We start from the raw sequence: 25318 nt of genomic DNA, 5'->3' as shown, positions 1-25318 counted from the left end.
TCCTATGAAAAATATTTTTAAAATTTTAATGCTGGCATGTGTCGTCAGTGCGTCAAGTTGTACAAAATTGGATGAAAATGCTTACGATGTTATTGTCGCAGAAGATTTTTATGCAAATAAGAATGAAGTAATTTCTGCTGTATTGCGACCGTATACCCATGCCAACGCTTGGATATCGCCCTCGGGACAGGATGGCTGGTGGCGTCCAGCCGAATTATCGGCCGATCAATTGGCCTGGCCAACAAAAGGGCGGCATGGAGAAGATAATGGAAAATGGAAACGCCTTCATTACCATACCTGGACGGTCGATGAAGGTGGGTTGAATCAAGCCTGGGTACTGATGTACTGGGGGGTAGGTCTATGCAATAGCCCCATCGATATTCTTGAAAAATCTGACGTGGCCAGTATGGGGATTACAACGGAAGAAAAGAATCAATACATTGCCGAGCTTAAGCTTTTACGTGCGTTGCACTACCTGAAGCTGATGGATCTTTTCGGAAATATTCCGATAACCACAAAAGCGCCGACCACTGCTGAAGAACCTCTTCCGGAGCCCTCTTCTACCAAAGAAGTGTTTGAATTTATTGAGAAAGAAATTCGAGATAATATTGACTTAGCCCCAAAATTATCGCGGGCGATGTTGGGTCGGGTGTCGCAGGCTACAGGGTACGCGATGCTAGTCGAACTATATTTAAATGCTGAGAAATGGTATGGACAGCCGAGATGGGACGACTGTATCGCGGCCGCTGATAAGTTGATATCGGGTGACGGGGGTGGTTTGAATGGCGCCATGGAATTAGATCCGAATATTAAGGACGCTTATGTTCCGACGAATGATCTCTCCAAGGAAACCATTTTTTCTATCGCGTACGATTATAAAAAAGCTGATTTTTCGGCGGGTTTTCCGAGTGAGTTCTATCATTTTGTGCAGAGTGAAATCTATGGTGGCGGCAGAAACGGAAATAATGGGATTGTATTGGTTCCCGGTGTTTTCGGTCAGTATGCAGCAAATGATCTACGGAAAAAGGAATGGTTTTTAAGTGGCCCAATGGTGAAATTTGTGGACGGTAAAATGGTTGAAGGATCGGAAGAGTATAAAGGTGAACAGCTTGTCTTTGTGGATTATATTCGTCGGGCAAAATCGGGGGGTACATCGTCTACCATGAGCGACGGTGAAGAAAACAGTGGGATCCGATTTAATAAATATAAAATTGGAAATAACGTCGAAGGGAATGTGAATGGCGTTGTTATACCTGTTAATGAAAATTACAACAATACCGATTGGAATGTGTATCGCTTGAGCTGGATTTATTTTGCGAAAGCCGAAGCGCTGATGCGCAAAAGCGGCGGTACTGCTTCACAAGTTGCAGTAGACTTAATTAATATGTGCAAAAAAAGGGCATTTGCTGATGCCGACTGGGCGGCAGCACAATACAATACGAGTACGCTGACGTTAGATGAGCTTTTAGCGGAGCGTGGGCGTGAGTTTATTTTTGAGGGGTTCAGAAGGCGTGATTTAATCCGTTTTGGTAAATTTCATACCGCAACGTGGTGGGATCATAAACCTACTGCTGAAAACAAAACGGTGTTTCCGATACCTCAACAGCAGATATCGATGAATCCCAACTTAAAGCAAAATCCTGGTTACTAAGATGCTTTGGGTTAGGAGCGGTTAGGGGGGTAATTTACATTTGAATAATGTTATTATGTTAGGGGTACCAGCAGAGCTGCGGTACCCCATACTATAAAGGGATAAAAGGGACAAATTAGTTTTGACGTTTAATGCTGATGTTTAGATAGCGACTGTTGTCATATCCGCTCAAAGCATTGACGATAACGACACCATATTTTTCGTCTGGTGTCTTAAAGTAGAACATGCTGCCCACTTTAAGATCATTTAGCGAAAGGTTGGTCGTTTTGCGGGAAATTGCATTGTTCTGAATAACTGTTCCAGATGTTAAGGTGTTTAGAAATGTGGAGGCCTGATTGGTCTGTATACCGGAAAAATAGGTTGCCCGGCCTTTTCCGGATAGATCCGTAAAGTCGAAAGCTTTAAAGGGAATTGGACTGGCTTGTAGCGAATAGATATTATAGGAATAGGTAATGGCTCCATTGGCTTCTACTTTATAGGTGCGATACATCCCCAGATCGATTTTTCCTGCATTCGCTTTGGCTTCAGCATAGGTATATGTTTTCCCTTCCATCAGATCAATAAAGCAAGCGCTGCTTTGCGCTGTGCTATCTGGCATATAGAGCACGCGATTGTTCAGATGGGCGTAATCTGATAGCACATTATAGGTCACTGAAGTATAGCCATCGCCCATAAATACGCCTTCGCTGTCCACCGCCATTATTCGAAAAGTGGTAAGACCCACCTTATCGGCCTTAATTTTATAAACATAGCGGAGGCTTCTTTTTTCGCCGTCTGCCAATGGGATTTTGAGCGCTGCTGCACCGGCGCCATTGTAAAAGATCCATACCTGATGCATGTCTTTGGAAGCTGAGCTAATCGTAAAATCGACATAGATGGAGTCTCCGGAAGCAACATCCTTGTAAGTACCAATACTAAATTCATTTTCTTGGTGCAGCGTCACTTTAACATCCGTAAACTGATTGAAAATATTGTCGCCTTCCCGTTTGCAGGAAAGCAATATGCTGAAGAGGATAAGGAGCAATAAATATTTCTTTTTCATAATTAGTTGTTTAGTGGATCGAATGTACCGCCTTCATAACCGATTGTTTGTTCGAGCAATGGAGAGGAGCTCATAAAGGTATTTGGCAGTGGGTAGAAATAATAATAATCACGGAAAGCAAAGGCTCCATTCGCGCTTTCTGCGCGTAAATTATAGGGATATTTGAAGTAATTCAATACGGTATCTCTATTGTTCATGTCCAAACGCTCGCGATGCATGATCCCGGCAGCGTTCTTTGCTTCTAATATTTTCTTTAGAGCATCGGATTTGGTTTCGAACAGATACGTTTGGATCGTTCCTTCGAGGGTATGCATGCGACGCGTCCGTCGTAGGTCGTGATAGCGCTTGCCTTCAAAAGCGAATTCAATTTGCCGTTCGTTCATCAGTAGATCGCGCATCTGTTCTTTGTTGGCAGCAAGGGACAAACCGTAATCGTATTTCCCCTGTTCGATGCCGGCGCGTTGCCGGATACTACGGATCAGTTCTTTAGCGAGCGCCAGATCGCCTGTTTCATTTGCTGATTCAGCATAATTCATCATGACTTCGGCAAATCGGATTTCAATCCAGTCCATACCATTGCCGCCTATGTCATTGAAAATGCCCACAGATGCAGATGAAAGTGATGGATTGACAAATTTTTTGCAATAAAAGGATTTTATGGAGGATTCTCCGTCTGCATTGGTGTAGTTCCACTGTTTTCGTCCTGTCTTGCCGCTCAATGGCCAGTCTGCACCGTTATAGACGATGGTGTTTTTGAACCGTGGATCTCTGTTTTTCCAAAAAAGCGCATCATCATACAGGAGGTTATCCCCGTTGGCGGGTGTGCCATCTTTCATGCGATAGGCTTTGAGCAAAAGGGTGGTCGGAACATAATAATCTGCTGGTGCTCCGCCTTCGGAGGCGGGGCGCGATGCGCGTTCGACAATAGTGTAACGCTTAGGTGATGTGGCAGAATAGGAACGAAGTAGTACCGCTTCTGTATTGGCTATGCCTTCTTTTAAAAAGATTTCATTATAGTTGGGCATTAAGGCCCGCCCAGTAGCTTGACAGAGTTCATAGGCTTCTTTGCTTGCCTGAAAAGCAGTTTGCCAACGTTGTGCTTCGTAGGGATGCGCTGCATTGTCGGTTGGATTAAACTGTGGACTGGCCCAGTATAGCAGCGCTTTGGCTTTCAGCGCTGCTGCTGCTGCTTTGGTAATTTTACCGCGGCCAGTGCCATCGTCCCAGGTTACGCCATCTAAATTCGTCATTGCAGCATCCAAGTCGCTGACGATTTGTGTAAAGCATGCTTTTGCGGATACCCGACCACTTAACTCCAGTTTGTCTGGATTTTGAGGGTCGAGTACAAGGGGCACGCCACCGTAGAGCCGTGTAAGCTCAAAATATACTATGGCGCGTAGGGCATAAAACTGTCCTAAAAATTTCTTCTTGACCTCTGGTGGCAGGGTTCCTGCTGGAATATAGGCGATCGCATTGTTGCAGCGTGCAATGTCAAAGTAGCGGTTATCCCCAATATTGGTACCCTGGTATTTGGTGGCAATGTATTTGACATCATTAAGTGTGATTTCCCCACTCAGACCCAATACTTTTTTGCTGGCTGCATTCGTTCCCGAAAAGTAGTTTTCGTCACTGGCATAGTGCATCTGCATATCGTTTGTTGTGACTTCATGCGGATGGGTAGGCATGATCATGCTATAGGTACCAGCCAGATAGTATTCAATGGCACCTTCGTTGTCCCAAATGCGGGCGTCCAGACCACCATGATCTACGAGCTCAAAAAAATCATCTTTACAGCTCTGTGTCATCAGGGCTGTACTCGACGCCACCAATAAGGCTATTATGTATGTAAAATGTCTTTTCATGTCTTAAAATTTTAAATACCAAAGTTTAAACCAAAGGAAATCGTACGGATTGTGGGATAATTGTACAAAGAAGAGGAATAGGGGTCGCGGTGTTTAAATGGTGCGACAATGGTCCATAGGTTATTACCCGACAGCATCAGCTTGAGCGAGCGTACATTGATCTTATCTGTAAAGGTTTTAGGGACACTCCAGTTGAACACCATATTGTTGATCCGGATGGTTGTACCATCTTCTGCCCAGAAGGTAGAATTCCACTTTTTCATCATCGCAGCATCGTCATATCGTGGGAATTTTCCATTGGGGTTTTCCGACGACCAATGGTCTTCCCAAAAACTTGGAACATTCACGAATGCAGTAGGAGCGGTCATGGCTTGGGACTCATAGAATACCTTTCCGCCAAATACGGCCCTGAAATTGGTGTTTAAGGAGAACGATTTATAAGCCAAGCCAACGGTGATCCCTGTTGAAAAAACCGGCGATGTATTATCAAACATGGTGGTTAGGTCTTTTTCGGTGATCTTGCCATCGCCATTGGTGTCTTCGTATACGGTCCAGCCGACCTGTGGTACTTTGCCGTCGATGGTATAGTTGGGGTTTTTGGCCAAGAAATTATCCACTTCCTGTTGTGTACGTAACATATCCTGATAGATCAGTCCATAATTTGAACTGTTGTATTTACGGGAGTCTGTTCCCATTTCCACCTTCCAGTCTGGATAGGAGAAATCCCATAGCTGGAATTTGTTGAAGTACATTTGGGTCGTGTAACTTGCCGAATAGCCAAAGTTCATATTGGTGGAAAGTTTGAATCCGTTGGAGAAGGTGTTTTGGTAACCCAAGGAAAATTCGGTACCCCAGCCTCTTCGTTTCTGGTAGTTGACGACTGGTGCTTTGAATCCGGCGTACATCGGAAAATTCTCGTCGTTACCTTTGTCAAATACATCGTACGAGTTTCGGAGATAGTATTCGAACCCAAAGCTCAGTTTGTTGTCAAACCAGCGGGATTCTATTCCGAAGTTGAAGGTACGGTGTTTCTCCCAGGAGATATCGGGGTTGGCAATAATGGTTGGGTTGAGTGATGCGACCGGTGTTTCGCCGTAGAGATAGCCTGTATTAACGAGGTCGACACTGAACCGTTCTTGCCATAGCCGCGCTAACACACGGTCTTCACCTACCAGTCCATAGTTAGCCCTTAGTTTTAAGTAGCTGATATAATTGAGGTCTTTAAAAAATTCTTCGTCACTGACCACCCAACCAGTCGCGACCGTGGGGAATACCCCCCAGATATTACCTTTCGCAAAATTGGAGGAGGCATCGACACGGGTAATCACTTCAAGTAGATACTTTTTCTTGTAATCGTAATTGAGCCTTCCAAAGAAGGATCGTTTGACGGCTTCGGTGATTGATCGGTCGGACCGCGTGAAAGTCGATTGGTCGAATGCCCAATATTCATCTAAATTTAGCAGCTGTTGATTGGTCCAGTAAGCGGATAATCCTTCTGCATTGGAAGCCGACTGCTCTGCACCTACCATGAGATCAAGGCTATGCTTTCCAAAAGTATTTGCATATTGTAATACGATATTTCCCTGGTAACTATTCCCTTTACCCAAGGAGGGTAAAATCCTTGTCTTGCTACCATCCATACGAAACACTTTGTCTACGGTGTTGGTGTAGAGCTTGTTGTTGTTGCCTGTGCGTACAAACTCGTATAGATCGTAAGCCGGGAGGTATTCTTGGCCACTGGAAGATGTTCCCGAATTGGAGATCTGTATGCGGGCGCTGAATCCTTTGAGGTATTCTGGCGCATAATTTAGGGAGGCGTTAATGTTATAATTTGCGTTGCTGCGTTTTTGGTAGTAGCCTGAGTTGATGATTGCCAGTGGATTGGTATTGCTATTGGCATTGATGTTACTGAAGTTTACCGGTAGGCCATCGATCTGTATGGGTACCCATTGCGGCGTCGTAATCAGGGTTTGATAGAAGTTTTGATCGCGGTCGTCGGATAGGCTGTTTTGGCTATTGGTCTTTGTATTATTTACATTAAAGGCAATATCAGCTTTTAAACCGTCAATAATTTGTGTATTGAAGCCGGATCGGAATGAATATTTCTGTTGGCTCATACCTGCATAGTTACCGTCTTCTTTTTGATAGCTTCCGCCTGCAAAGAAGGTTATCTTTTCACTTCCACCGGAAATGGATAGGTTATGGCGTTCCATTTTAGAGGGTTTCCAAAGTTCATCATACCAGCTTTTATACGGATTTGTTTTTAAATAGGCTAAGTCTTCATCCGAAAAGAAGTCTGTGGGTTGGGCATTATTGAGTGCGTAGGTTTCGTTCAGTAATTTGGCGTGTTGATAGGCTGAAAGCATTTTTGGCTTTACCGTAGCGTCTGAGATACCGAGGTAACCGTTGTAGGTGAGCTGTGTCTTTCCTGCCTGCCCTCTTTTGGTGGTGACTAGGATAACCCCTTTTGCTCCGGAGGCTCCATAAATGGCTGCGGATGCGTCTTTAAGAATCGAAATGTTTTCTACCATGGACGCATCTAGGTTTTCAAAGACATCGGATGATGAAATAATACCGTCAATAACATACAGTGGCTCATTGGTTACCCCTTGCAATTTGGCTTGGTCTGAGGCGAAAGCATTACGAACATTGAGGGTAACTGCTGCTCCTGGCCTGCCCGAAGACTCGCTTACGCCCAATCCTGCGACGCGGTCGCGTAGGGCTGCGGCAATATTGGCTGCCGGGATGTCCTGGATTTCTTTTGGGTCAACAGAGGCCACGGCACCCAAGACTTCGCGCCGTTTTTTTGTGCCGTATCCGACCACGACAACCTCATCTATGCTGGTATTGGACTCGAGTCGGATTGTGATATTGGTTTTGCCCTTCGTGTCTATTTCTTGTACTTTATAGCCCACATAGCTCACAACAATAACTGTATTGTCTGCAGGAAGGTTGATATGGAACACCCCATCTTCTCCTGTTTTTACGCCGGCTTTGCTGCCTTTGACCAGAATAGTTGCGCCGTGGACAGGCTTGCCGTCTTGATCAAGCACACGGCCGGTGACACCAGCAAATTTTGTGGAAAGCAGAAGTGGAGAATTTGTTGTTGGCAATGCAAAAACCGGGGCTGGCGAGAGCGCAAGCAGGGGGCAAAGAAGCTTGATACTCCGCTTTAGCAAAGATTTTTTGAAAAATGGATAATTCATACATTTAACTTGTTTATAATAGGTTTTAAAAAGCGTTTTACGGCAGATTAATTGGTTATCGTGCAAACCTGAACAAGTTCGTATTATCCACTATTTTGCGTGGACGATATTCCATTAAAGAATTGCTTTGTAACAGGTTTGTTGGGTAATGATAGGGGTAATTTTTTAATCAACTGTCCTGAACTGTTGGCTCGGCTGTAAATGAAATGAGCGCAGCTACTTAAAACATTTTTTGGAATGGCCAAAATAAAGGAAGTGATATATTAAACTTATTTACTAAATATTTTAGTTTTTTTTTGTTATATTTGTATTGATAACCAAAAACTTAAATTATTATGGCAAGATTAAAATCGATTGGTAAATATGTTGATCCCCGTACTGACTTTGGTTGGAAGCTTTATTTCGGGCGAGAGGAAAATAAGATTCTTTTAATCGAATTCCTCAATAGCTTATTTGAAGGTGAGAAAATAATTTCCGATTTATTTTATAAGTCTATAGAGTATGACGGTGATCAAGAAGATATGCGAAGGGTTGTTTTTGATTTACATTGTATCGGTACAGATGGAGAGATATTTATTATAGAGATGCAGCAGTTATTTCAGGAATATTTCAAGGATCGCGCTGTCTATTATACGTCACGTTTGATTAATAAGCAATTGTCAAAGGGGAAGAAGGGTAATGATTACTGTTTACCTGTGATTTATTTTATAGGGGTTTTAGAATTTAAACTTCATGGGGAGGATGAGGCTTTTCTTTTGCGCAAGACTGATCGTCCTTATTTCTATGATGTCGCATTATGTGATAAGACAACGCATGAAATCTTTTATAATAAGCTGGGGTATAAACTAGTGTCTTTGCCGATGTTTAATAAAAAGCCCGGGGAGCTTCAATCAGTCATGGATCAGTGGTTATATGTACTTAAACACTTGAGTACCATGGATAAATTACCGTCTTTTTTGGATAAAAGGATATTTGGCCTTATCTTTGAAATAGGAGAAATAGGTAAATTAACAGAGGAGGATCGCATGTCATACGAATCGAGTTTAAAACATAAGCGTGATGCAGAGAGCGTTTACAATTCAGCTATTCGGTCTGGCGAAGCAATGGGTCTTAAGAAAGGTCTTGCTAAAGGTCTTGAGAAAGGTCTTGCTAAAGGTCTTGAGAAAGGTCTTGCTGAAGGTCTTGAAAAAGGTCTTGCTGAAGGGCTCGCGAAAGGAGAGCATAAACAGGCTTTGGAATCTGCTCGAAAGATGCTAGTGAAGGGTTATAACAAAGCGGATGTTAGTGATATTACAGGTCTTTCTATTGAAGAAATTGAAAAACTTAAAATGGTTTAGTCATTTTGATCTAATAGGTGCATGATTTTTAAATCCAGTTAATAAGAGATTTTGTCTTTATATAAGCGATGTATTTCTACTGTGTAGGAATACATCGCTTTTTTGTGTTATCACTTTTTTAATGTGGGTCCATGTACGATAAGCTTGCCGTCAGCGGTAATTTCCATCGGGTCTATAAAAACCAGTCGTTGATGCCCCGTTGCTTCGGTGCGACCGTGATAGACACAATACCGCTGCTTGCCATCCCGCGAATAGGCTATGCTATTGTGACCAGTACCTGTTACCAGCCCATTTTTTTGTAAAATGGGATTGTTTGAGGCTTTTTTAAATGGGCCTAATGGACTTTTCGAAGTGGCATAACCGATTGCATAATTTTTGCCATCGAAATTATTCGCCGAATACATCATATAATACGTGTGGCCTTCTTTAAAGAGATAAGAGCCTTCTGTCCACCGCCGATTTACTTCTCTGCTGGTTACCGATCTGCTCTCCCAATCGTCGGAAACGCCCATTGTTAGTGGCGGACGCAACAGTAATTTTGGCTCGCCAATGATACCGGAAAAATCAGGTTTAATTTCTACGCCGTATACCCAGCTTTCTTCCACCTTATCATACCAGCCTTTCTTTTTTGCCCAGGTGGCCACCTCGCTTTCGACCGGATGTTTGTAGCAACATCTGGAATAATAGAGGTAAACCCGGCCATCTTCAAACCAAAGATTGGCATCGATAATGGGATAGCCTGGATCAAAAATTGGCCGATCGTAGCAGTCGATAAATGGCCCCGTGGGCTTATCTGATACGGCAACACCGATCCTGAAATTCTCAAGTTCTCGCGTCGGATTATCTTTCCACTGGGCGCTATACAGCATATAGTAACGACCATTTCGCCGGTATACTTCAGGTGCCCAAAATGCATCTATTCCCCATCCGTTTTTATTGTCATGATGATAAACCTGCCCTTCAAAAGTCCAGTCTTGCAGGTTGGTGGATGAATAGGCTCCAAAGCCTTTGTGTACATCGCCGCCGGTGCCATACATATAATATTTCCCATCGGAATCCGTCAGGACGAAAGGATCACCGAAAGCGATTGGTAAAGGATTTTGTATTACGGTCTGTCCCTTTAACACAAAAGATAATAGTAGGATAAATAACAATAGGGGAAATGGTCTTTTCATCGTCATGTATAATTGGTGTTAAATTCTTCAAAAGAAGTCAAAATTTCATTCCTTTTTTGCTCAATCTTTTGTCGTTTTGTCTCAAAGTGAATAGACTTAGCTAACATTTTCTTGATTTAGACCGCGCTGTACCATTTTTTGTTTCACACGGCTATTGGCTGTCCGTAATGTCATCATATGTGCTCTTGTCATTTTTTGGTACATTTGATTATATTTGAAAGAACCGATTGCCAACATAGATTATGTCTTATCCTACTTTTTTTGTTTGGCTGATCCTGCAGTTTAGCGTGGTTGTTTGTCATGCCCAATATTATTTCAAGCACTATCAGACGCAGGATGGACTTCCTCATCAGGCTGTTCGCTCCATCTTACAGGATGGCAAAGGCTTTATGTGGGTTGGCACGCGTGCTGGTCTGTGCAGATTTGACGGCTACAATTTTAAGCTTTGCGAAAATAAAGATGATCCTTTTAATAACATCGGCAACAATGTAATCAATACATTGACCGAAGGGCAGCCAGGAATACTATGGATCGGCACAGGAAAGGGAATGTACCGGTACGATACCATTGGTGAGGTGATATCGCCGGTTGATCTGATTCCGCAGGTGTATATCGAACAGGTAATTGCCAATGGGGATGATATCTGGTTTATTGCCAATTCGTCGCTTTGGCGCTATAGCATAAAAAAGAGCATGGTCAAAAATTATCAGATACAGACTACTGCCTTATTTTTGGATGGTGCCACAAATCTGTGGACGGGTAATAAGCAGGGGGAACTCCGTATTTTCGACTCGCGTGGGGTGCTTGCGAAAACCATGAAAACGGTGAACTTTAACAGGCCTTCGAATATGAATACCATTAGTGCTATTTTCCCGCTTGATGATGGTGCCGTACTCGTTGGATATTTTGGAGCTGGGCTTAAGCGCTATGATTTGGATAAGCAAACAACGACAACGATTGTGCTTAGTGAAAAGGAGGATAGCGCTATTTTTGTGCGGGATATCTGTAAGGGAAATAATGGCGATTATTGGGTCGCAACTGAATCTGGGGTGTATATCTATAATGCCAATATCAAAAAATGCCGGCATCTTGGTAAGCGTGCTGATGACCCGTATGCTATGACGGATAACGCGGTCTATAAAGTGTGCAGAGATAAAAGCGGGGGGATGTGGCTGGGTACTTTTTTTGGTGGCCTGAACTATTGCTCGCTTGAAAACGCACGTTTTCGGAAATACTACCCTATTGTGGGACAGAATTCGATATCAGGATATGCCGTCCGTGAGCTAGTTCCTGATCGGGATGGTCACCTCTGGATTGGCACGGAAGATGCCGGTCTCAATAGGTTTGATCCACAGAGGCAATTTTTTAGGCACTATCCAACAACAGGTGAAAATGCGCTTTCCTATCCGAATATCCACGGTCTGCTCGCTGTGGGAAATGATCTTCTTGTGGGGCCCTTTCATCGGGGATTGGAGATTATGGATATTCGGACAGGGCTAATCCGTCAGCAGCATCGTGCTATCGGTCTACCCGCCGAATCTGGCAACGATTTTGTGTTGAGCATCTTTCAGACAAGTGACAGCACGGTATTAGTGGGTACTGCTTATGATGAGAACGCCGGCCTGTTCAGGTACGACCTCAAAAGAAAGACTTTTGATCGCATCAATCATATCCCTGGTCGTCCTTATGTGCTGAGCATCCGGGAGGATAGAAATGGGTTTATTTGGGTGGGCACCATGTCGAACGGTGTTTATTACTATCATCCCAAGTCGGGTGTACAGGGGAATATTCGATTTGGGAGCAGCACTAAAATAGGTCAGATTCCCGAATTTCCGGTATATGGTATCCATGAAGATAGCATGGGGGCGATCTGGTTTGCCACAGAAGGTGGTGGGCTGATCCGCTTAAGTCGAGACCGAACGTCAACTAAAAGATACGACACTGCTGCGGGCTTTCCGACCAATGTGTATTTTAGTATACTGGAAGATGATTTTCAAAACCTTTGGATAAGTTCGTTGAAGGGAATTTTGTGCCTGGATATTAAAACGGGGGCCTTTAAAAACTATCAGCAAGCCAACGGATTGATCACTGATCAGTTTAATTTTTGTTCGGCTTACAAAGACAGGTCTGGTATCTTGTATTTTGGGTCAGTGAAAGGGCTGATCGCCTTTGATCCCAAAGATTTTTTAAACACTGGACCTCGCCCGGCTTTATTTATTACTGGCCTGGAGATAGACAATAAAGCTATCCATCCTGGTGTGGATAAAAGTCCAATCAAGCGTTCGGTAGTGTACCTCGACAGTATTTGTTTAGCTTATAACCAAAATAACTTCAGTATTGAATTTGCTGCGCTCAATTATGCTTCTCCGGCCGTTACCAGATATGAATATATATTGGAGGGGTTAGCTCAAAAACGCACAATTCTTGCTAGCAATAGAAAGGCTTATTTTACGGATATACAACCGGGTAAATATATTTTCACTGTGCGGGCGAAAAGTAATACGGGCAGCTGGAGGAGTATTGAACGTAGGCTTGTGATTATTATAACGCCGCCATTTTGGAAAACTTTTGCCGCATACAGCTTCTATACTTTGCTGGTGATCGTTCTTTTGGTTTTGATTGCTTTTTATTACCATCGATGGACCATTCGAAAAAATGTGGCTAAACTTATGCGGTTTGAACATGAAAAGGAACGTGAAATCTATGCGGCTAAAATTGAGTTTTTTACGCATATCACGCATGAAATACAAACGCCGTTGACATTGATCCTCGGTCGTGTGCAAGGCATGCTACGAAAAATTACGGATAGCGACACTATCCGTAAAAACTTGTTACAGGTTGAAAAAAATACATTGAGACTGACCGAACTGACAGCGGAACTGCTGGATTTTAGAAAAACAGAATTGCATCAATTTGGGCTCAATTTTGTGAAAACAAATATTGTTGATTTGTTAAAAGAAGTGATGTCTTCTTTTGAACAGATCGCCGAACAGAATAATATCCGTTTGAACAGTGCTTATCCGGAGGATGATGTCATCGCTTTTGTCGACCGTGAAGCTACGGTAAAAATATTGAACAATCTACTCTCTAATGCTATAAAATATGGTCTCACCTACGTGAATGTGCGGCTGGCAGATCCAGATATCGAAAAAAACAGTTTTAACATTACGGTAGAAAATGATAGTGAACCTATTCCTGATAAATATGCAAAAAAGATCTTTGAGCCGTTTTTTAGGATAGAAAATAGTCTTGGGTTTGGAACCGGGATTGGTCTTTCGCTGGCCAAGTCGCTCAGCGAGCTGCACAAGGGTACGCTCCAGCTTATAGAAAATGGTGGTAGCCTTGTTGTATTTGAATTGGTGCTGCCGCTACGGCAGGAAAGGGAGTTTGAACTTAGCAGTTGGAAAAAAATCAGATAATTATGAGACAGCACATATTGATTATTGACGACAATTTAGAAATTCTGGAATTCTTGTCTGAAGAATTGAATGAAAATTATTGTACACACACCGCTGACAACGGTGAAAGTGCAAAACTTATCTTAGATAGCGAAATGATTGATCTGGTTATCTCGGATATTATGATGCCGGGAATCGACGGTTTCGAACTCTGTAAATTCATAAAATCGAATCTGAACTATTGCCATATACCGGTACTATTGCTGACTTCAAAGAACAGTTATACTGCGCATATCGAGGGGCTTGAAGTGGGTGCCGATGCTTATGTTCAGAAACCTTTTCCTTTGGAACTTTTATTGGTGCAGGTGGACAATCTGCTAAGAAATAGGGTGAATGTAAAAACTCATTTTGCTCATGCGCCGTTTGAAGATGTCCGTTTGCTGGCGCCTTCGAAGCTGGACGCTGAGTTTTTGCACAAGCTGGATGCTTATATCAAAAAAAACTTTAGGTATCCGGAACTTGGTATTGATGAACTTGCTGAACATATGTTGATGAGCCGGCCTACATTTTACCGAAAAATAAAGCAGCTTTCTGCGCTTTCGCCCAAGGAACTTGTCGATAAAACGCGTTTAAAGAAAGCGACTGAACTCATGGCGCAAAATGAATTTAGTTTACAGCAGATCGCTACCCTGGTCGGGTATAGTTCACAAAGTATCTTTAATAAGAACTTCCAAAAATATTATAAGGTATCTCCATCGGCTTACCTGAAGTCAATGCCGAGATCCTGATTCGATGTAACGATAGGGGATTAAAAAGGGGCAATCCAATAATTTTGGACTGCCCCTATAGTTTTCAGTAATCATCGTTTAGGGTATACTAATCGCTATTGCGGAATATACCGACTTCCGCCAGGCCGGGCTGCTGTTGATTGTCGTAGCCTGACTTTGGTACGAGTTTAAAATAGCGAAATTGCTTGGTCTGCGCCAGGTCGATAAACTGCCGCAGGAGATTGACATCGCTCAAGGTAAAGGTGCCCAGATTTTCCCAGTTTTGATTGTCATTGCCGACATGGATTTCCAATTCTTTGATCTTTCTGTCGCCATCTTTCTGATGGATTACAAAACCATCTACGGGTTGGGCTGCTCCGATGTCGATGGTGAGGTAATGGTCGGGGTACTTTGTTGGATTGACTGAATAGCGGGTTATCCATATGGAGTTGATATTGTCATCGATCACTGCTGCAGCCGACCGGTTGTTATTGGGTTCTTCGGAACTGAAGTCAGCGACCGTCCACCCTTTCTTGGTATACATTTTCCGCCATTTTTCTCCTGCTGGACGCTTTTGTTTGAGTGCAGGATTGGCCGGTAGACCGAAGTTTGGGGAGCCATCTGTATGCCAGGAAAATCGCTGGATATAGGGACGTCGTGTGGCATTGCCGTCGTTGGCTACATTACGTGCGTGATAAATCATCCAGTCTTCTTTTCCATCAGGAGATTTAAAAAAACCGTTGTGGCCGGGACCATAAATGCTACTTTCGGGTCTCATGGAAAATACGGGATGGTTGCGTTTTGTCCAATCTGCTGCCTGTAGTGGGTCTCCGTCATCTTTTAGCGTGAGCAGGCCGAGGCAATAGCCGTCAGACCAGTAACCGCTGCCCGAATAAACGATATGGACTTTGCCCTGTGGATTGATCAACACCTGGGGGCCTTCGTTGATTGGATTTCCGTTTTTCTCCCATGCATAGTTGGGCGTGGCAATCATGACCTTTGGTCCGGAAATGGTCCAGGGGTTGCTCATGGGCGCTATATAAATGTTTTGGGGCGGTGCACCGGCATTCCCGCCCGACCAGATCATATACATCTTTCCGTCATGCCGCAAAATGGTTCCGTCAATGGCCCACTCGCTTGCACTATCGGAAATCTTACCTTTCATTTCCCAGTTGCCCTGAACGGGGGTGGGAGAAGAATTTTCGAGCACATACATTCTGTGGTTGGCATTGCTGCCATTATCTGCTGCAAAATAGAAATACCATTTGCCATCGATTTCATGCAATTCGGGCGCCCATAAATTCTTTGAATAGGGCTGATCTGCAGGAGGGGTATAGACTTCATATCGCCGTGCGGAGGCAAGTTCGGACATGCTTTTGGTTTCGAGGATGACGAGCTTGCTTCCCTGGGTATAGGTATAATAGTAAGTACCGTCTTTTTGGATTACCCAAGGATCGGGACCACCTGGCATGAGTGGATTGGAGAAGGTACTATCTACCACTACTGTATTGTCTGTAGCAGAATCTACGGGTTGGGTATTGCTTTTTGGGATGGGATCTAAATCGTTTGTGGGATTGTTTTTTTGACAGGCAGATACCCATAACATGCTGCTCATCATAAAATAAAAGGTCACTGTCATTCTTTTCATGGATGTGTTTGTTTAAAGATTTTCAATTGGATTGCATCGCTTGTTTGATCAGCATTTACCTGGACGTATGCTACCACTGTATTGCCTGGTCTTCATCTGGAATAAGGGTGTTGCGTGAGCGTTCCATCGTCATGCTTCCTTCGGCGCGGTAGCGCACGGGCACACCGGGCATGGTGGTGATATCGTCATATTTGTATTTTAGGTTGACGGTGCAGTACTGTTTGACCAAATATTTTTTGGTGGCATCTGCGATTTCCCTTAATTGATAGGTGGGCTGCCCGAGCATTTCAAAGTTGATGGATTTGTCGGCGGCATACACATGAAGGGTACCCGATTTTATACCGTTAACATCCTCCGAGGGTTCCATAAACTCCATGATAATCTTGTAACGGCCTCGATCTTCTGATTTCTCTTCCAGAACTCCGGCGTAGAAAAATACCGCTTTTTCGTCTACCACCCACGATGTTCTGACGCTAGATACAAGTGGGTTTTTAGTTTGCCCGTCGGCATAGACATTCATGGATGTGGCGGAATAATTGCCCGAATAATTATTAAATGGTTTGACATAGAGCAATGCTTTGCGCCATCCTTTGCGCTTATTGGTCACATAGGAGGGGTCTTCCTGAATGGACAGTGGAAGTACATAGCGTTCGACAAGATCGAGGTTGTCAAACTTAAATTTGATCGGATAATTTTCGGTATGTGCTCCTTTGGGAATTAGGCAGCTCTCGTTGGGCAGTGCAAAAAACTGTTCGGGAAGCTGTTTAAAATATAAATCTTTGCGGTACTGATATTTTTCCTGGTTAAAAGTGGCTAGTGTATCGCTATCCACAGCCACCTTGACATAGCGGTCTTTATCGTTCTCGCGGGAGCCGCTCAGTATGATAGGCAATTTATAGGTGACTTCACCGGTCTTGTTGTAGCGCAGATAGACTTCGGATACACCTTCACTTCCAATTGGGGCTTTAAAAGACACCATCTGTGTATACAATTCTTCTTCCCATTCATCGTTGCACCCCGTTTGGAACAAGGCCAAGACTAGGGTTAAAATATAGATATAAATCTTTTTCATGTGTTTTTATTTCTAATGCTTAAATAAGTATGCAATGTTTATTGCGGTATTTTCTATCTAATTCTTTCTGGCTGGTTTCATTAATCGAAAGAAGGCCATCCCGGTGCCTGCGTCATGCGTCTGTTTTTGCGGAGCTCATCCCAGTCGACGGGCCAGAAGTACATTTTTTTAGAAAATATAGTCTGGAGTTGCGGTACGCGCACAGGGGTGTAGAATAGGTCCGCATTGTCTTTGGTCATATATACATTGTAGCCGTAGATCTGTTCTGCCTCATCTATTGGAGCATCTTTCCATCGGCGCAAGTCGTAGTAGCGCTGATTTTCGCCCAGCAATTCGATCTGCCGCTCACCTTTGATTTGGCGGCGTAACGCTGCCTGATCGGTATATATGGCGTTGTCATAATTGGGCACTCCCGCGCGGATACGAACCATACCTATACTGTTTTTCATCTGATCAATATTTCGAGTGATCTGATGCGTAGTTTTGCCGTCCCAGCTGGCAATCATATGGGATCCATTGATCTCATTGAGCGCTTCAGCATACATGAGCAGCAGGTCGGCATACCGTATGGCGATTTCCACTTTGGGGTATATCTTGCCGCCATTGCCTGTGGCATTATCTTTTGGGTTGACAAATTTCATCATGCCTATCCCCGTAGGTAGCCAGCGGTCACCATTGATCATGCCCTCATTTTCACCCCGATAATAGAAGATCTGTTTGTTCGTGACATTGGATAAGTTGGAGGTGGCGCTAGACATGGTCCACAGCGTGCCACTATAGGCCACTGAAGCATAAAATCGTGGTTCTCGATGGGCAAAGTCTTTCCAGACATTTTCCAGGAGTGGCTTGAATTGATCAAGTTCAGCCTTTTGCACAAACATATTTGCTCCGTATTTCTGCCGGATTTGCTGTCTATTAAATGTGGTTCCGTCATTCATGGCGTACGCATCACATTGTTTTAAGGTAATGCCATGGCAGTTGTATCCGCCGCCCACCTGGGGCATCTGGTGCCTTGTCAGCGCGATAATACCATGGTTTTCATCGGTTTGATTTTCCCCTCTGGTAAAGATCATCTCTGGATTTTCGGACGCATATAGATCACCGTTAAATACGGCGCGATAGGATTCGAAGGGATCAATATTGGCCCACCCTTCCGGAAAGTTCTTGTCGGAGTATTCTGGATGATGTGGGGGTGTGATGGTGGCTGGATAGTCGGTAGTACCTTTGGCTTTAAAATCGGCTGTATAGAGCTTGTAAGCATTTAAATCGATCACATCTTTGGCCGCCGCTGCTGCGCGTGCCCATTTATCTTCGTTGTATTGTGCCGAAATCAGCGCACGGCCTTTATCGTCGGTAAAGTCGCTCATTTCTGCGTTACCATTGGCCAGGGGGCTTGCCGCAAATAATAATGCTTTGGCGCGTGTGGCCAATGCTGCTCCACGCGTAGGACGGGCGATATTGCGATTGTCGCGTTTTAGGGGTAGATCTTGCGCTGCCAGGGCCATTTCTTCGGCAATAAAGGTGGCTACTTCATCGTAGGTGTTGCGCGGGTAGGCTAGTTTGTCGTAGCTTTCGTCGTAGTCTACGCCTTTGTCTGGCATAATTGGTACTGGACCATACTTGCGTAGGAGTAGCCAGTACAGGTAGGCACGGATAAAGCGTGCCTGCGCCTTGTAATCTGTTACCTGTTTTGGTGTGAAAGCTCCGCCTTCAGCCATGCTGTGTATCATGACTGAGGCTTGACGGATTCCGCCATAGGACTGTGCCCACGATTGACGCTGCCAGGTATAATCGTACTCTCCAAATTTAAATCGCCGGTACTCATCGCCGTTGCCCCCGGCGGATTCATTGTAGAACATATCGTCCGAGTAGTTGGAGATGGTATAATTTCGATGGCCCATTTCGAGGTTGTAGTCCAATAGTTTGTTGTAACAGTTTCCGAGCCATTGCTCGGTATAATCCTTGCTTTTAAAAATGCGATCTTCGCTCTGTCGGTCATCAAAAAAATGCTCAACATCCAGGTATTTGGAGCAGGAGCTGATGGATAGACATAAACTGACGCTGAGCAGCAAGGGTGCGAGTAGTGTTATTTTCTTCATGTTTCTATCGTTAGAGGTTGATGGTAAGTCCGAGGGTGATTGTTTTGGCCAGTGGATAGGCTTGACCATTGGAACTGTTCATTTCGGGGTCCCACAATTTAAATTTGGAGAAGGTCAGCAAGTTGGTGCCCATGGCATAGAGTCGTGCCGATTTGACGCCTATTCTTTTTGTGAATCCGTTGGGTATGGCATATCCTATATCGAGGGTTTTGAGCCGTAGGTACGAACTCTCGCGGAGCCAATAGGTTGAAGCGCGGTAGTTATTGGCGCTACCGCTGTAACTGAGTCTGGGGTATTGGGCATTTACATCTTCGTTGACGCCAAGTATCCAGCGGTTGGATTCGACAACATCGGTCAGAATATTTCCCCAGTCGCCCTGGCTGAATGGGTATACTGTATACCCGTTAATAAAGAAGGAGGATTTTCCGGCACCCTGGAAATGTACGCTGGCATCAAATGATTTGTAGTTTGCTGATAAGCCAAAGCCATAGACGAGGTTAGGGTAACGCGTAGCGCCGATGGGTACGATATCGGTGTCGTCGATTTTCCCATCGCCATTAATATCCTTGTATTTGATATCTCCGGGGGCAGTACGGCCAAAGTTTTGGGTAGCACTGTTTCGGATATCTTCATAGTCTTTAAAAAGTCCTAAGGCGATGAGCCCTTTGTTCTGATTGACCCGAAAGCCGGAAAGGGTGGTGTATGGATAGTTGCTGAACTGATCGTCGGCTTCGAGGATGGTGTTTTTACTGTAGGTCAGGGTGCCACGCGCCGTTAGACTGAGCTGATTGATCTTTTGGGTAAACCGCATCTGGCCATCAAAGCCTTCGGATCGTGTAGAACCGACGTTGGCCCTGGGATCTTGTCCTTGTAGGCCGACCACAAAAGGGATATATTTACGTTCCATGTATATTCCATCACGTTGTTCATGAAAGTAGTCGAGCTGTCCACCGAATTTGTCATTGAAAAAAGAAAAATCGAGTCCGAGGTCGTGTTTGGTGGCAATTTCCCAGGTAATGGAATTGGAGGCTATACGGGAATAGGTGAGTCCAGGGTAAAGGTTTTTGCTTTCGATATCGCCCCAATTGTAGCCGAGATTTTCATCGGTGCTAAAAGAAGCTAGATAGGGGAAGCGTACGGGCATGGCGTCGTTGCCGACCTTACCAAAAGAGTACCTGATCTTGAGCATATTCATCCAGCTAAGCCGCTCTTTGATGAATTTTTCTTCTGCTATATTCCATGCTCCGGAGACGGCTGGAAAGAGGTCAAACTGATGGCCTTTGGCAAAATTCTCTGATCCGTTGTAACCGAAATTGAAGTCGAAGAAGTAGCGCGACTGATAGCCATATGTAAACCGACCTGCGAGCCGCTGATTTCGGCGTTCTATGCCCTGCATAATATCCTCGCCATAATTGGAGGTGTTGACGCGTTTTTCTTGTGTATACTGTACTACTCCGCCGAGGGTATGATCTTTGAGTTGTTTGTTATAGTGTAATTCACCTTGCATGGTCTCAAAGCGGTCGCCGGTGGCATTGGAGCGCTGTGTGAGAAGCTGCTCGGTAATTGTTCTTTTGAGTACAAGCTCGCCGTCGGAGTTGCGCAGCCGTTCGGCCATCCAGCCTTCTGGCCATTTCATTCTGCGGATATTATTGTTGTTGTTGATGTCGTAACCAAAGCGTCCTACAAAACGTAACCCCTTGGTCAGCACATCGAGGTTTTGCTCTAGTGTAACGTTGGTCTGCAGTTTGTTTTCCCAATTTTCGATATATCCCTGCTGTGTGATCAATACCCAGGGGTTCTGCTTTTCTGCCCCACCTCTGGATGCAACACGTCCATCGCTGTATTTAATGGGAATAGAAATGGGATTCTGCCCCATGAGCGAGGCCCAGATTTCATCATATGTGCCGCCGGGAAGGTTTTGTTTGCCCAGCGACCCGCTGATACCCACGCGTAGCAAAGTGGATTTGGTGAGGTTCATATCGATATTGGCGCGGTAATTCCATCTTTTATAATTGGCGTTGGTATTATAATTTTTGAGGTTTTCGTCGGTTTCGTACATTCCGCCTTCGTTGATGTAACTTCCGGAAACAAAGTATCTTGCCAGTGAGCCGCCACCGTCGAAATTGAGCGAGCTACGTTGTGTAAAGGCACCGTCCTTTAAAAACATGTCCATCCAATTGATGTCGGGGTATAGATCAGGATCGAGTCGATTTTTTATGAGGAAGAGTTCCTCGTTGTTGTAAAATGGCTCTTCGTTGCGGGTGATACGTGATTCATTCATGAGGCTTGCATAGGTATGCCCATCGACATAACTCGGTGTAAATGTTCGTGTATTGTAGGAGGCCTCGTGTTTGCCGTTGATGCTCACGCGATCCGTTTTTCCTTTTTTTGTGGTGATCAAAACAACACCATTGGCTCCCCTAGAACCATATATCGCGGTTGTGGAGGCGTCTTTGAGGATCGAAAATGATTCGATATCCTCAATACTGATTTCGTTTAGGCTACGCTCGAATCCGTCGACAAGGATTAAAGCTGAGGTGCCGGCGCCAAATGTGGAGATACCTCTTATCCAAAATTCGGACATGTTACTTCCGGGCTGACCACTAGACTGCATCGCCATTACGCCCGCCACATTTCCTGCTAGTGCGTTGGTAATACTCGAGGTTGGTGTCTTTAGCTGGGAGAGATCGACAGTAGTGACGGCACCGGTGACTGTGGCTTTCTTCTGTGGTCCGAGCGCGGTGACGATGACCTCGTCCATGGCTCTATGGTCCGCTTCTTTTAGTATAATATCTATTTTGAGGTCATCTTTGATTAATATTTCCTGTTTTTCGTAACCGAGCATGGCAAAGACCAGCCATTGGTATTTGGATGCTTTGATGGTATAGTTTCCTTTGTTGTCGGTGGCTGTTCCGAGTCCGGGTTGGTCTTTTATGGTTACCGTGACGCCGCTAAGCGGTTCCTTCGCCTTGTTGCTGACAGCTCCGGTGATGGCGACCGGAATGCGCGAGCCATTTTGCGCATGGTTGAGCTTAACGGCGATCAGAGCCAGTAGGAGCAGTAGAATTCTTTTTTTCATTGGTTTATTATTGGTCAATACGCCTTTCGGACGCTATCTTTAGATTATAGCGTACGGAATGGATCTGTTTGTATGCTTTTAAATTTTTTTATTCGATCGATATGGTGCGGATACGTTTATTATTGCGCTCGGCAATGTAAAATATCTTACGTTCTTCGTCGTAGGCGATTCCGGTGGGATCGGCAAACCGGGCTTCCTTGCGCGGGTCGCCATCAATATAGCCGCTTTTACTACCATCGGGGGTGGGGCTACCCTTGCCTGCGAAAGTGCTGACCACACCTGTGGGGGCTAACGTGCGGATACTTTGATTGTACTGGTCGCAGAAGTAAAAATCATATTCATCGGCCTGTCCTGCATAGTCGGGATTCTTGACAAATACACCTTGATAAGCACGCTCGATCCTGGCGGAGGTGCCGATGGCATCGACATCGCCTTTGGCTGTAGGACTACCGGCAAAGATAATGGGCGGTTGTAATTCTCTGGTCGTCCAGTCGTACACGCTTTTATAGATACAACCGTAGGAAACGATGTATGCGTAGTTACCTGTTGGATGAAAAAAGATCAGGGAGCTGTTATTGGTATTTCCGCCGATTTTAAAGAGTTCCTTGGGTCCGAGTTCGTTGAGGAAAGGGTCAAATACAGCCTTTTTGATGGCTATACCGGCATATCCATTGTAGAACATGTTATTGTGAATGGGGTGTGGGGCGCAGGAATAGGCGGCAGGATCATAGAGATATGGATGTACCCGGCGGTAGTTTTCGGAGCGGAGGGAATAGGCAATGGCGACCTTGGTTCTGGCCGTCAGATTCTGGTTGTCGTCGGTGAGGAATAGGGTATCTGTATTTGCACTCAATGTGGTGGTCTGCATTTTCGTGAAGCCGGCCTGTCCATTGGTAATCAGTGTGGAAACTGTTTTTGTTTGCAAATCTACGCGGCGGACGGCTCTGTCCAGTTCGGTTACGAAGAGTGCATTGCTTTCGGGCTCGTAGGTGATATAGGCTGGATAGGCAAATCTAGCCTCATCAAAATTACCATCTATAATGGATGAATTACCGTTTTCATCCACATTGCCGACAAGGGTGCCGACAGCGGTACTTTTAGCATACTGGAATTCCTCGGGGAAAATGTGTTCAACTGCTTCTCCTGCGCTGCGGGTAATAACCACTTTTACTTTTCCGGAGCTGGTGTACCGCGGGATCATGCAATAAATCTGGCTGCCATTTGACCCAACAACTTTGAGTTCCTGCTCACCAATAAAGACCTTGATTTTGTTGACATCGCTGCCGAAATTACTTCCTTCAATATACAGCCTTGTGCGGACGGCTCCTTTTTTTGGGGCGAAATCGGTAAAAACGGCCTTGCCTGAGATGCCCTTGTCTGGATCTTCACTGGCACCTTCTTTTTCCTTGCAGGAATTAAAAAGGAGACCGAAAATCATAGCTAAGCTGAGGTACATGAAATGCTTTTTATACTTTTTCATCATTCATTCGGTTAAATTCTGCCGATTTTCAAACTACGTGAAGTATGTGTTTGATTTTCTCTAGATTCGCGTTTGTGGACAGCGAGAATTAAGAGTAATCGTGAATTTGGTTTATAAATTGGTTTATCTAATACTGCTAATTTCGGCGAATGCGCAATATCAATCCATTCAATCTTTTGTTGATTTGTCTCAGGCCGCGCGCGCGGCTAATTTGTTAGGATGCTGGTATATGCGTTTTTTGCAGCTATTTTTTAATTTTTCTTTGTGTACAGGAGTGCAATAATGGCATTATTTCTGTTGCGTAAATTTGTTTAGAATTCCCATATATTTATTGATACACGAACATTAAATTTTTGTTTATGCCTTTTGATGAGCACCTTTTGCTTTCGGTACTGGAGCAGTCTCCGCTAGCTACGGCTATCTATGATAGTGCGGACTTGAATATTGCCTTTGCCAATCAGGCGATGTTGAATACCTGGCATGCAGACAGCTCGATTATAGGACGTACTTTAAGCGCTTGCTTTCCCAGTTTTGAAAAAGAAGGATTTTCATCTATTTTAAAAAATGTATGGAAAACCGGAATTAGCTATCGGGCCAAGGACACACCTGCCGATATCGTATCCGGGAAAAATATTATCAGACGATACTTTGATTTCGAGTATAAAGCGTTGCTGGATGAGAAGGGAAATACCTATGCTATTTTACATTCGTCGTGGGATGTTACCGAAAGAAAGCTTGCCTATGAGAAAGCCGAAAGCCAGAAGGAGCAAATCTCTTTCAATAGAAAATTGGATCTCCTGTCCAATACGCTTTCCCATGATTTAAAAAATCCCTTGTCTATTTTGAAGATGGGAAACGATATGTTGCGTCAAAAGGATATCACTTTACCGGAACATGTTCAGCAAAAGTGGTATGAAAATATGCGCGGTGCGATAGAGAATATTCAGTCTATCATTAACCAAACGCTGCAGATCAATAAAATACGTGCTGTCAATCCCGTTAAGGAATGTATCGAGATGGATAAGAAACTTGTTGAATGGGTTGCTGAAGCGAAGCTTATTTATCCGGCTTCGCAGCTGGCATTTAGGTTGGGGAATCTCCTCAAGTTGGAAGCAGACTGTGGTGTGGTGTATCAGATTTTTTTTAATTTGATTGTTAATGCTGTAAAATACGCCAAGCAGACAGAGCAGGATTATCTTGCTATCTATAGTGAAAATACGAGCAAAGGGACTGTCTATTATTTGGAAGATAATGGGATTGGTATTCCGGAAGAAGATTTGGAGCTTGTATTTAAAGCGCATGAGCGTGCGAGCAACACTGTTGAAGCGCAGGGATCGGGAATAGGGCTTTCATTGGTAAAGGAGTTGATGGAGCGTTTGAACGGTACTGTTAATCTCTCCAGTAAGCCAGGTAAGGGAACGGTTATTCGCTTGTTTTTTCCGCATCATTCATAGAAACTATGGTATTAACAGAAACAACTATTTGATATAGTTTTTCGCGTT

The 25318-nt window shown here is 44.3% G+C and carries 14 protein-coding genes; 5 read left to right on the top strand and 9 right to left on the bottom strand.

The genetic code is table 11. The features are described 5' to 3' along the window. Nucleotides 1–4: 4 nt before the first annotated feature. Nucleotides 5–1651, top strand: a complete 1647-nt coding sequence (locus J2X77_RS02855) for a RagB/SusD family nutrient uptake outer membrane protein (RefSeq protein ID WP_293938646.1) — start codon at nucleotides 5–7, stop codon at nucleotides 1649–1651. A gap of 115 nt (nucleotides 1652–1766) precedes the next feature. Here J2X77_RS02855 and J2X77_RS02850 read toward each other — a convergent pair whose 3' ends face one another. From J2X77_RS02850 to J2X77_RS02840, 3 genes are read right to left on the bottom strand one after another with little or no spacing between them, the layout of a single operon-like run. Then, nucleotides 1767–2693, bottom strand: a complete 927-nt coding sequence (locus J2X77_RS02850) for a hypothetical protein (protein WP_209579354.1) — start codon at nucleotides 2691–2693, stop codon at nucleotides 1767–1769. A gap of 2 nt (nucleotides 2694–2695) precedes the next feature. Then, nucleotides 2696–4555: a RagB/SusD family nutrient uptake outer membrane protein gene (locus J2X77_RS02845; RefSeq protein WP_293938645.1), complete on the bottom strand. Its 1860-nt coding sequence runs from the start codon at nucleotides 4553–4555 to the stop codon at nucleotides 2696–2698. A gap of 11 nt (nucleotides 4556–4566) precedes the next feature. Beyond that, complete coding sequence (locus tag J2X77_RS02840) at nucleotides 4567–7761, bottom strand: SusC/RagA family TonB-linked outer membrane protein (protein ID WP_310078888.1); 3195 nt, start codon at nucleotides 7759–7761, stop codon at nucleotides 4567–4569. 335 nt (nucleotides 7762–8096) lie between these two features. On the opposite strand from J2X77_RS02840, the gene J2X77_RS02835 reads away from it, so the two are divergent. Continuing rightward, nucleotides 8097–9098 (top strand): Rpn family recombination-promoting nuclease/putative transposase, encoded by a 1002-nt coding sequence (locus tag J2X77_RS02835; RefSeq protein WP_209579357.1) that lies wholly within the window; start codon nucleotides 8097–8099, stop codon nucleotides 9096–9098. A gap of 110 nt (nucleotides 9099–9208) precedes the next feature. On the opposite strand, the gene J2X77_RS02830 is transcribed toward J2X77_RS02835, so the two are convergent. After that, the gene (locus J2X77_RS02830; RefSeq protein WP_293938641.1) at nucleotides 9209–10273 is read right to left on the bottom strand and encodes a glycoside hydrolase family 43 protein; all 1065 of its coding nucleotides are present in this window, start codon (nucleotides 10271–10273) and stop codon (nucleotides 9209–9211) included. A gap of 242 nt (nucleotides 10274–10515) precedes the next feature. Between J2X77_RS02830 and J2X77_RS02825 the strand changes: the two genes are divergently transcribed. Both J2X77_RS02825 and J2X77_RS02820 read left to right on the top strand, forming a co-directional pair. Then, nucleotides 10516–13692 carry a two-component regulator propeller domain-containing protein gene (locus J2X77_RS02825; protein ID WP_293938639.1) on the top strand — a complete coding sequence of 1059 codons (3177 nt, stop codon included), beginning with the start codon at nucleotides 10516–10518 and terminating at the stop codon, nucleotides 13690–13692. Between the two features lie 2 nt (nucleotides 13693–13694). Then, nucleotides 13695–14459: a response regulator gene (locus tag J2X77_RS02820; protein ID WP_209579360.1), complete on the top strand. Its 765-nt coding sequence runs from the start codon at nucleotides 13695–13697 to the stop codon at nucleotides 14457–14459. Between the two features lie 88 nt (nucleotides 14460–14547). Here J2X77_RS02820 and J2X77_RS02815 read toward each other — a convergent pair whose 3' ends face one another. From J2X77_RS02815 to J2X77_RS02795, 5 genes are all read right to left on the bottom strand, one after another. Continuing rightward, nucleotides 14548–16086, bottom strand: a complete 1539-nt coding sequence (locus J2X77_RS02815) for a family 43 glycosylhydrolase (protein WP_209579361.1) — start codon at nucleotides 16084–16086, stop codon at nucleotides 14548–14550. A 70-nt stretch (nucleotides 16087–16156) separates the two neighbouring features. Next, the gene (locus tag J2X77_RS02810; RefSeq protein WP_209579362.1) at nucleotides 16157–17158 is read right to left on the bottom strand and encodes a DUF4973 domain-containing protein; all 1002 of its coding nucleotides are present in this window, start codon (nucleotides 17156–17158) and stop codon (nucleotides 16157–16159) included. Between the two features lie 80 nt (nucleotides 17159–17238). Beyond that, nucleotides 17239–19257, bottom strand: a complete 2019-nt coding sequence (locus J2X77_RS02805) for a RagB/SusD family nutrient uptake outer membrane protein (RefSeq protein WP_209579363.1) — start codon at nucleotides 19255–19257, stop codon at nucleotides 17239–17241. Between the two features lie 10 nt (nucleotides 19258–19267). After that, nucleotides 19268–22336: a TonB-dependent receptor gene (locus tag J2X77_RS02800; RefSeq protein WP_310078884.1), complete on the bottom strand. Its 3069-nt coding sequence runs from the start codon at nucleotides 22334–22336 to the stop codon at nucleotides 19268–19270. A gap of 88 nt (nucleotides 22337–22424) precedes the next feature. Further along, nucleotides 22425–23816 (bottom strand): IPT/TIG domain-containing protein, encoded by a 1392-nt coding sequence (locus tag J2X77_RS02795; RefSeq protein WP_310078882.1) that lies wholly within the window; start codon nucleotides 23814–23816, stop codon nucleotides 22425–22427. 359 nt (nucleotides 23817–24175) lie between these two features. On the opposite strand from J2X77_RS02795, the gene J2X77_RS02790 reads away from it, so the two are divergent. Continuing rightward, nucleotides 24176–25270 carry an ATP-binding protein gene (locus J2X77_RS02790; protein WP_310078880.1) on the top strand — a complete coding sequence of 365 codons (1095 nt, stop codon included), beginning with the start codon at nucleotides 24176–24178 and terminating at the stop codon, nucleotides 25268–25270. Nucleotides 25271–25318: the final 48 nt, after the last annotated feature.

This window comes from Sphingobacterium sp. 2149, assembly GCF_031455655.1.
Lineage (GTDB): Bacteria > Bacteroidota > Bacteroidia > Sphingobacteriales > Sphingobacteriaceae > Sphingobacterium.
This window is presented reverse-complemented; position numbering and strand designations above follow the sequence as displayed.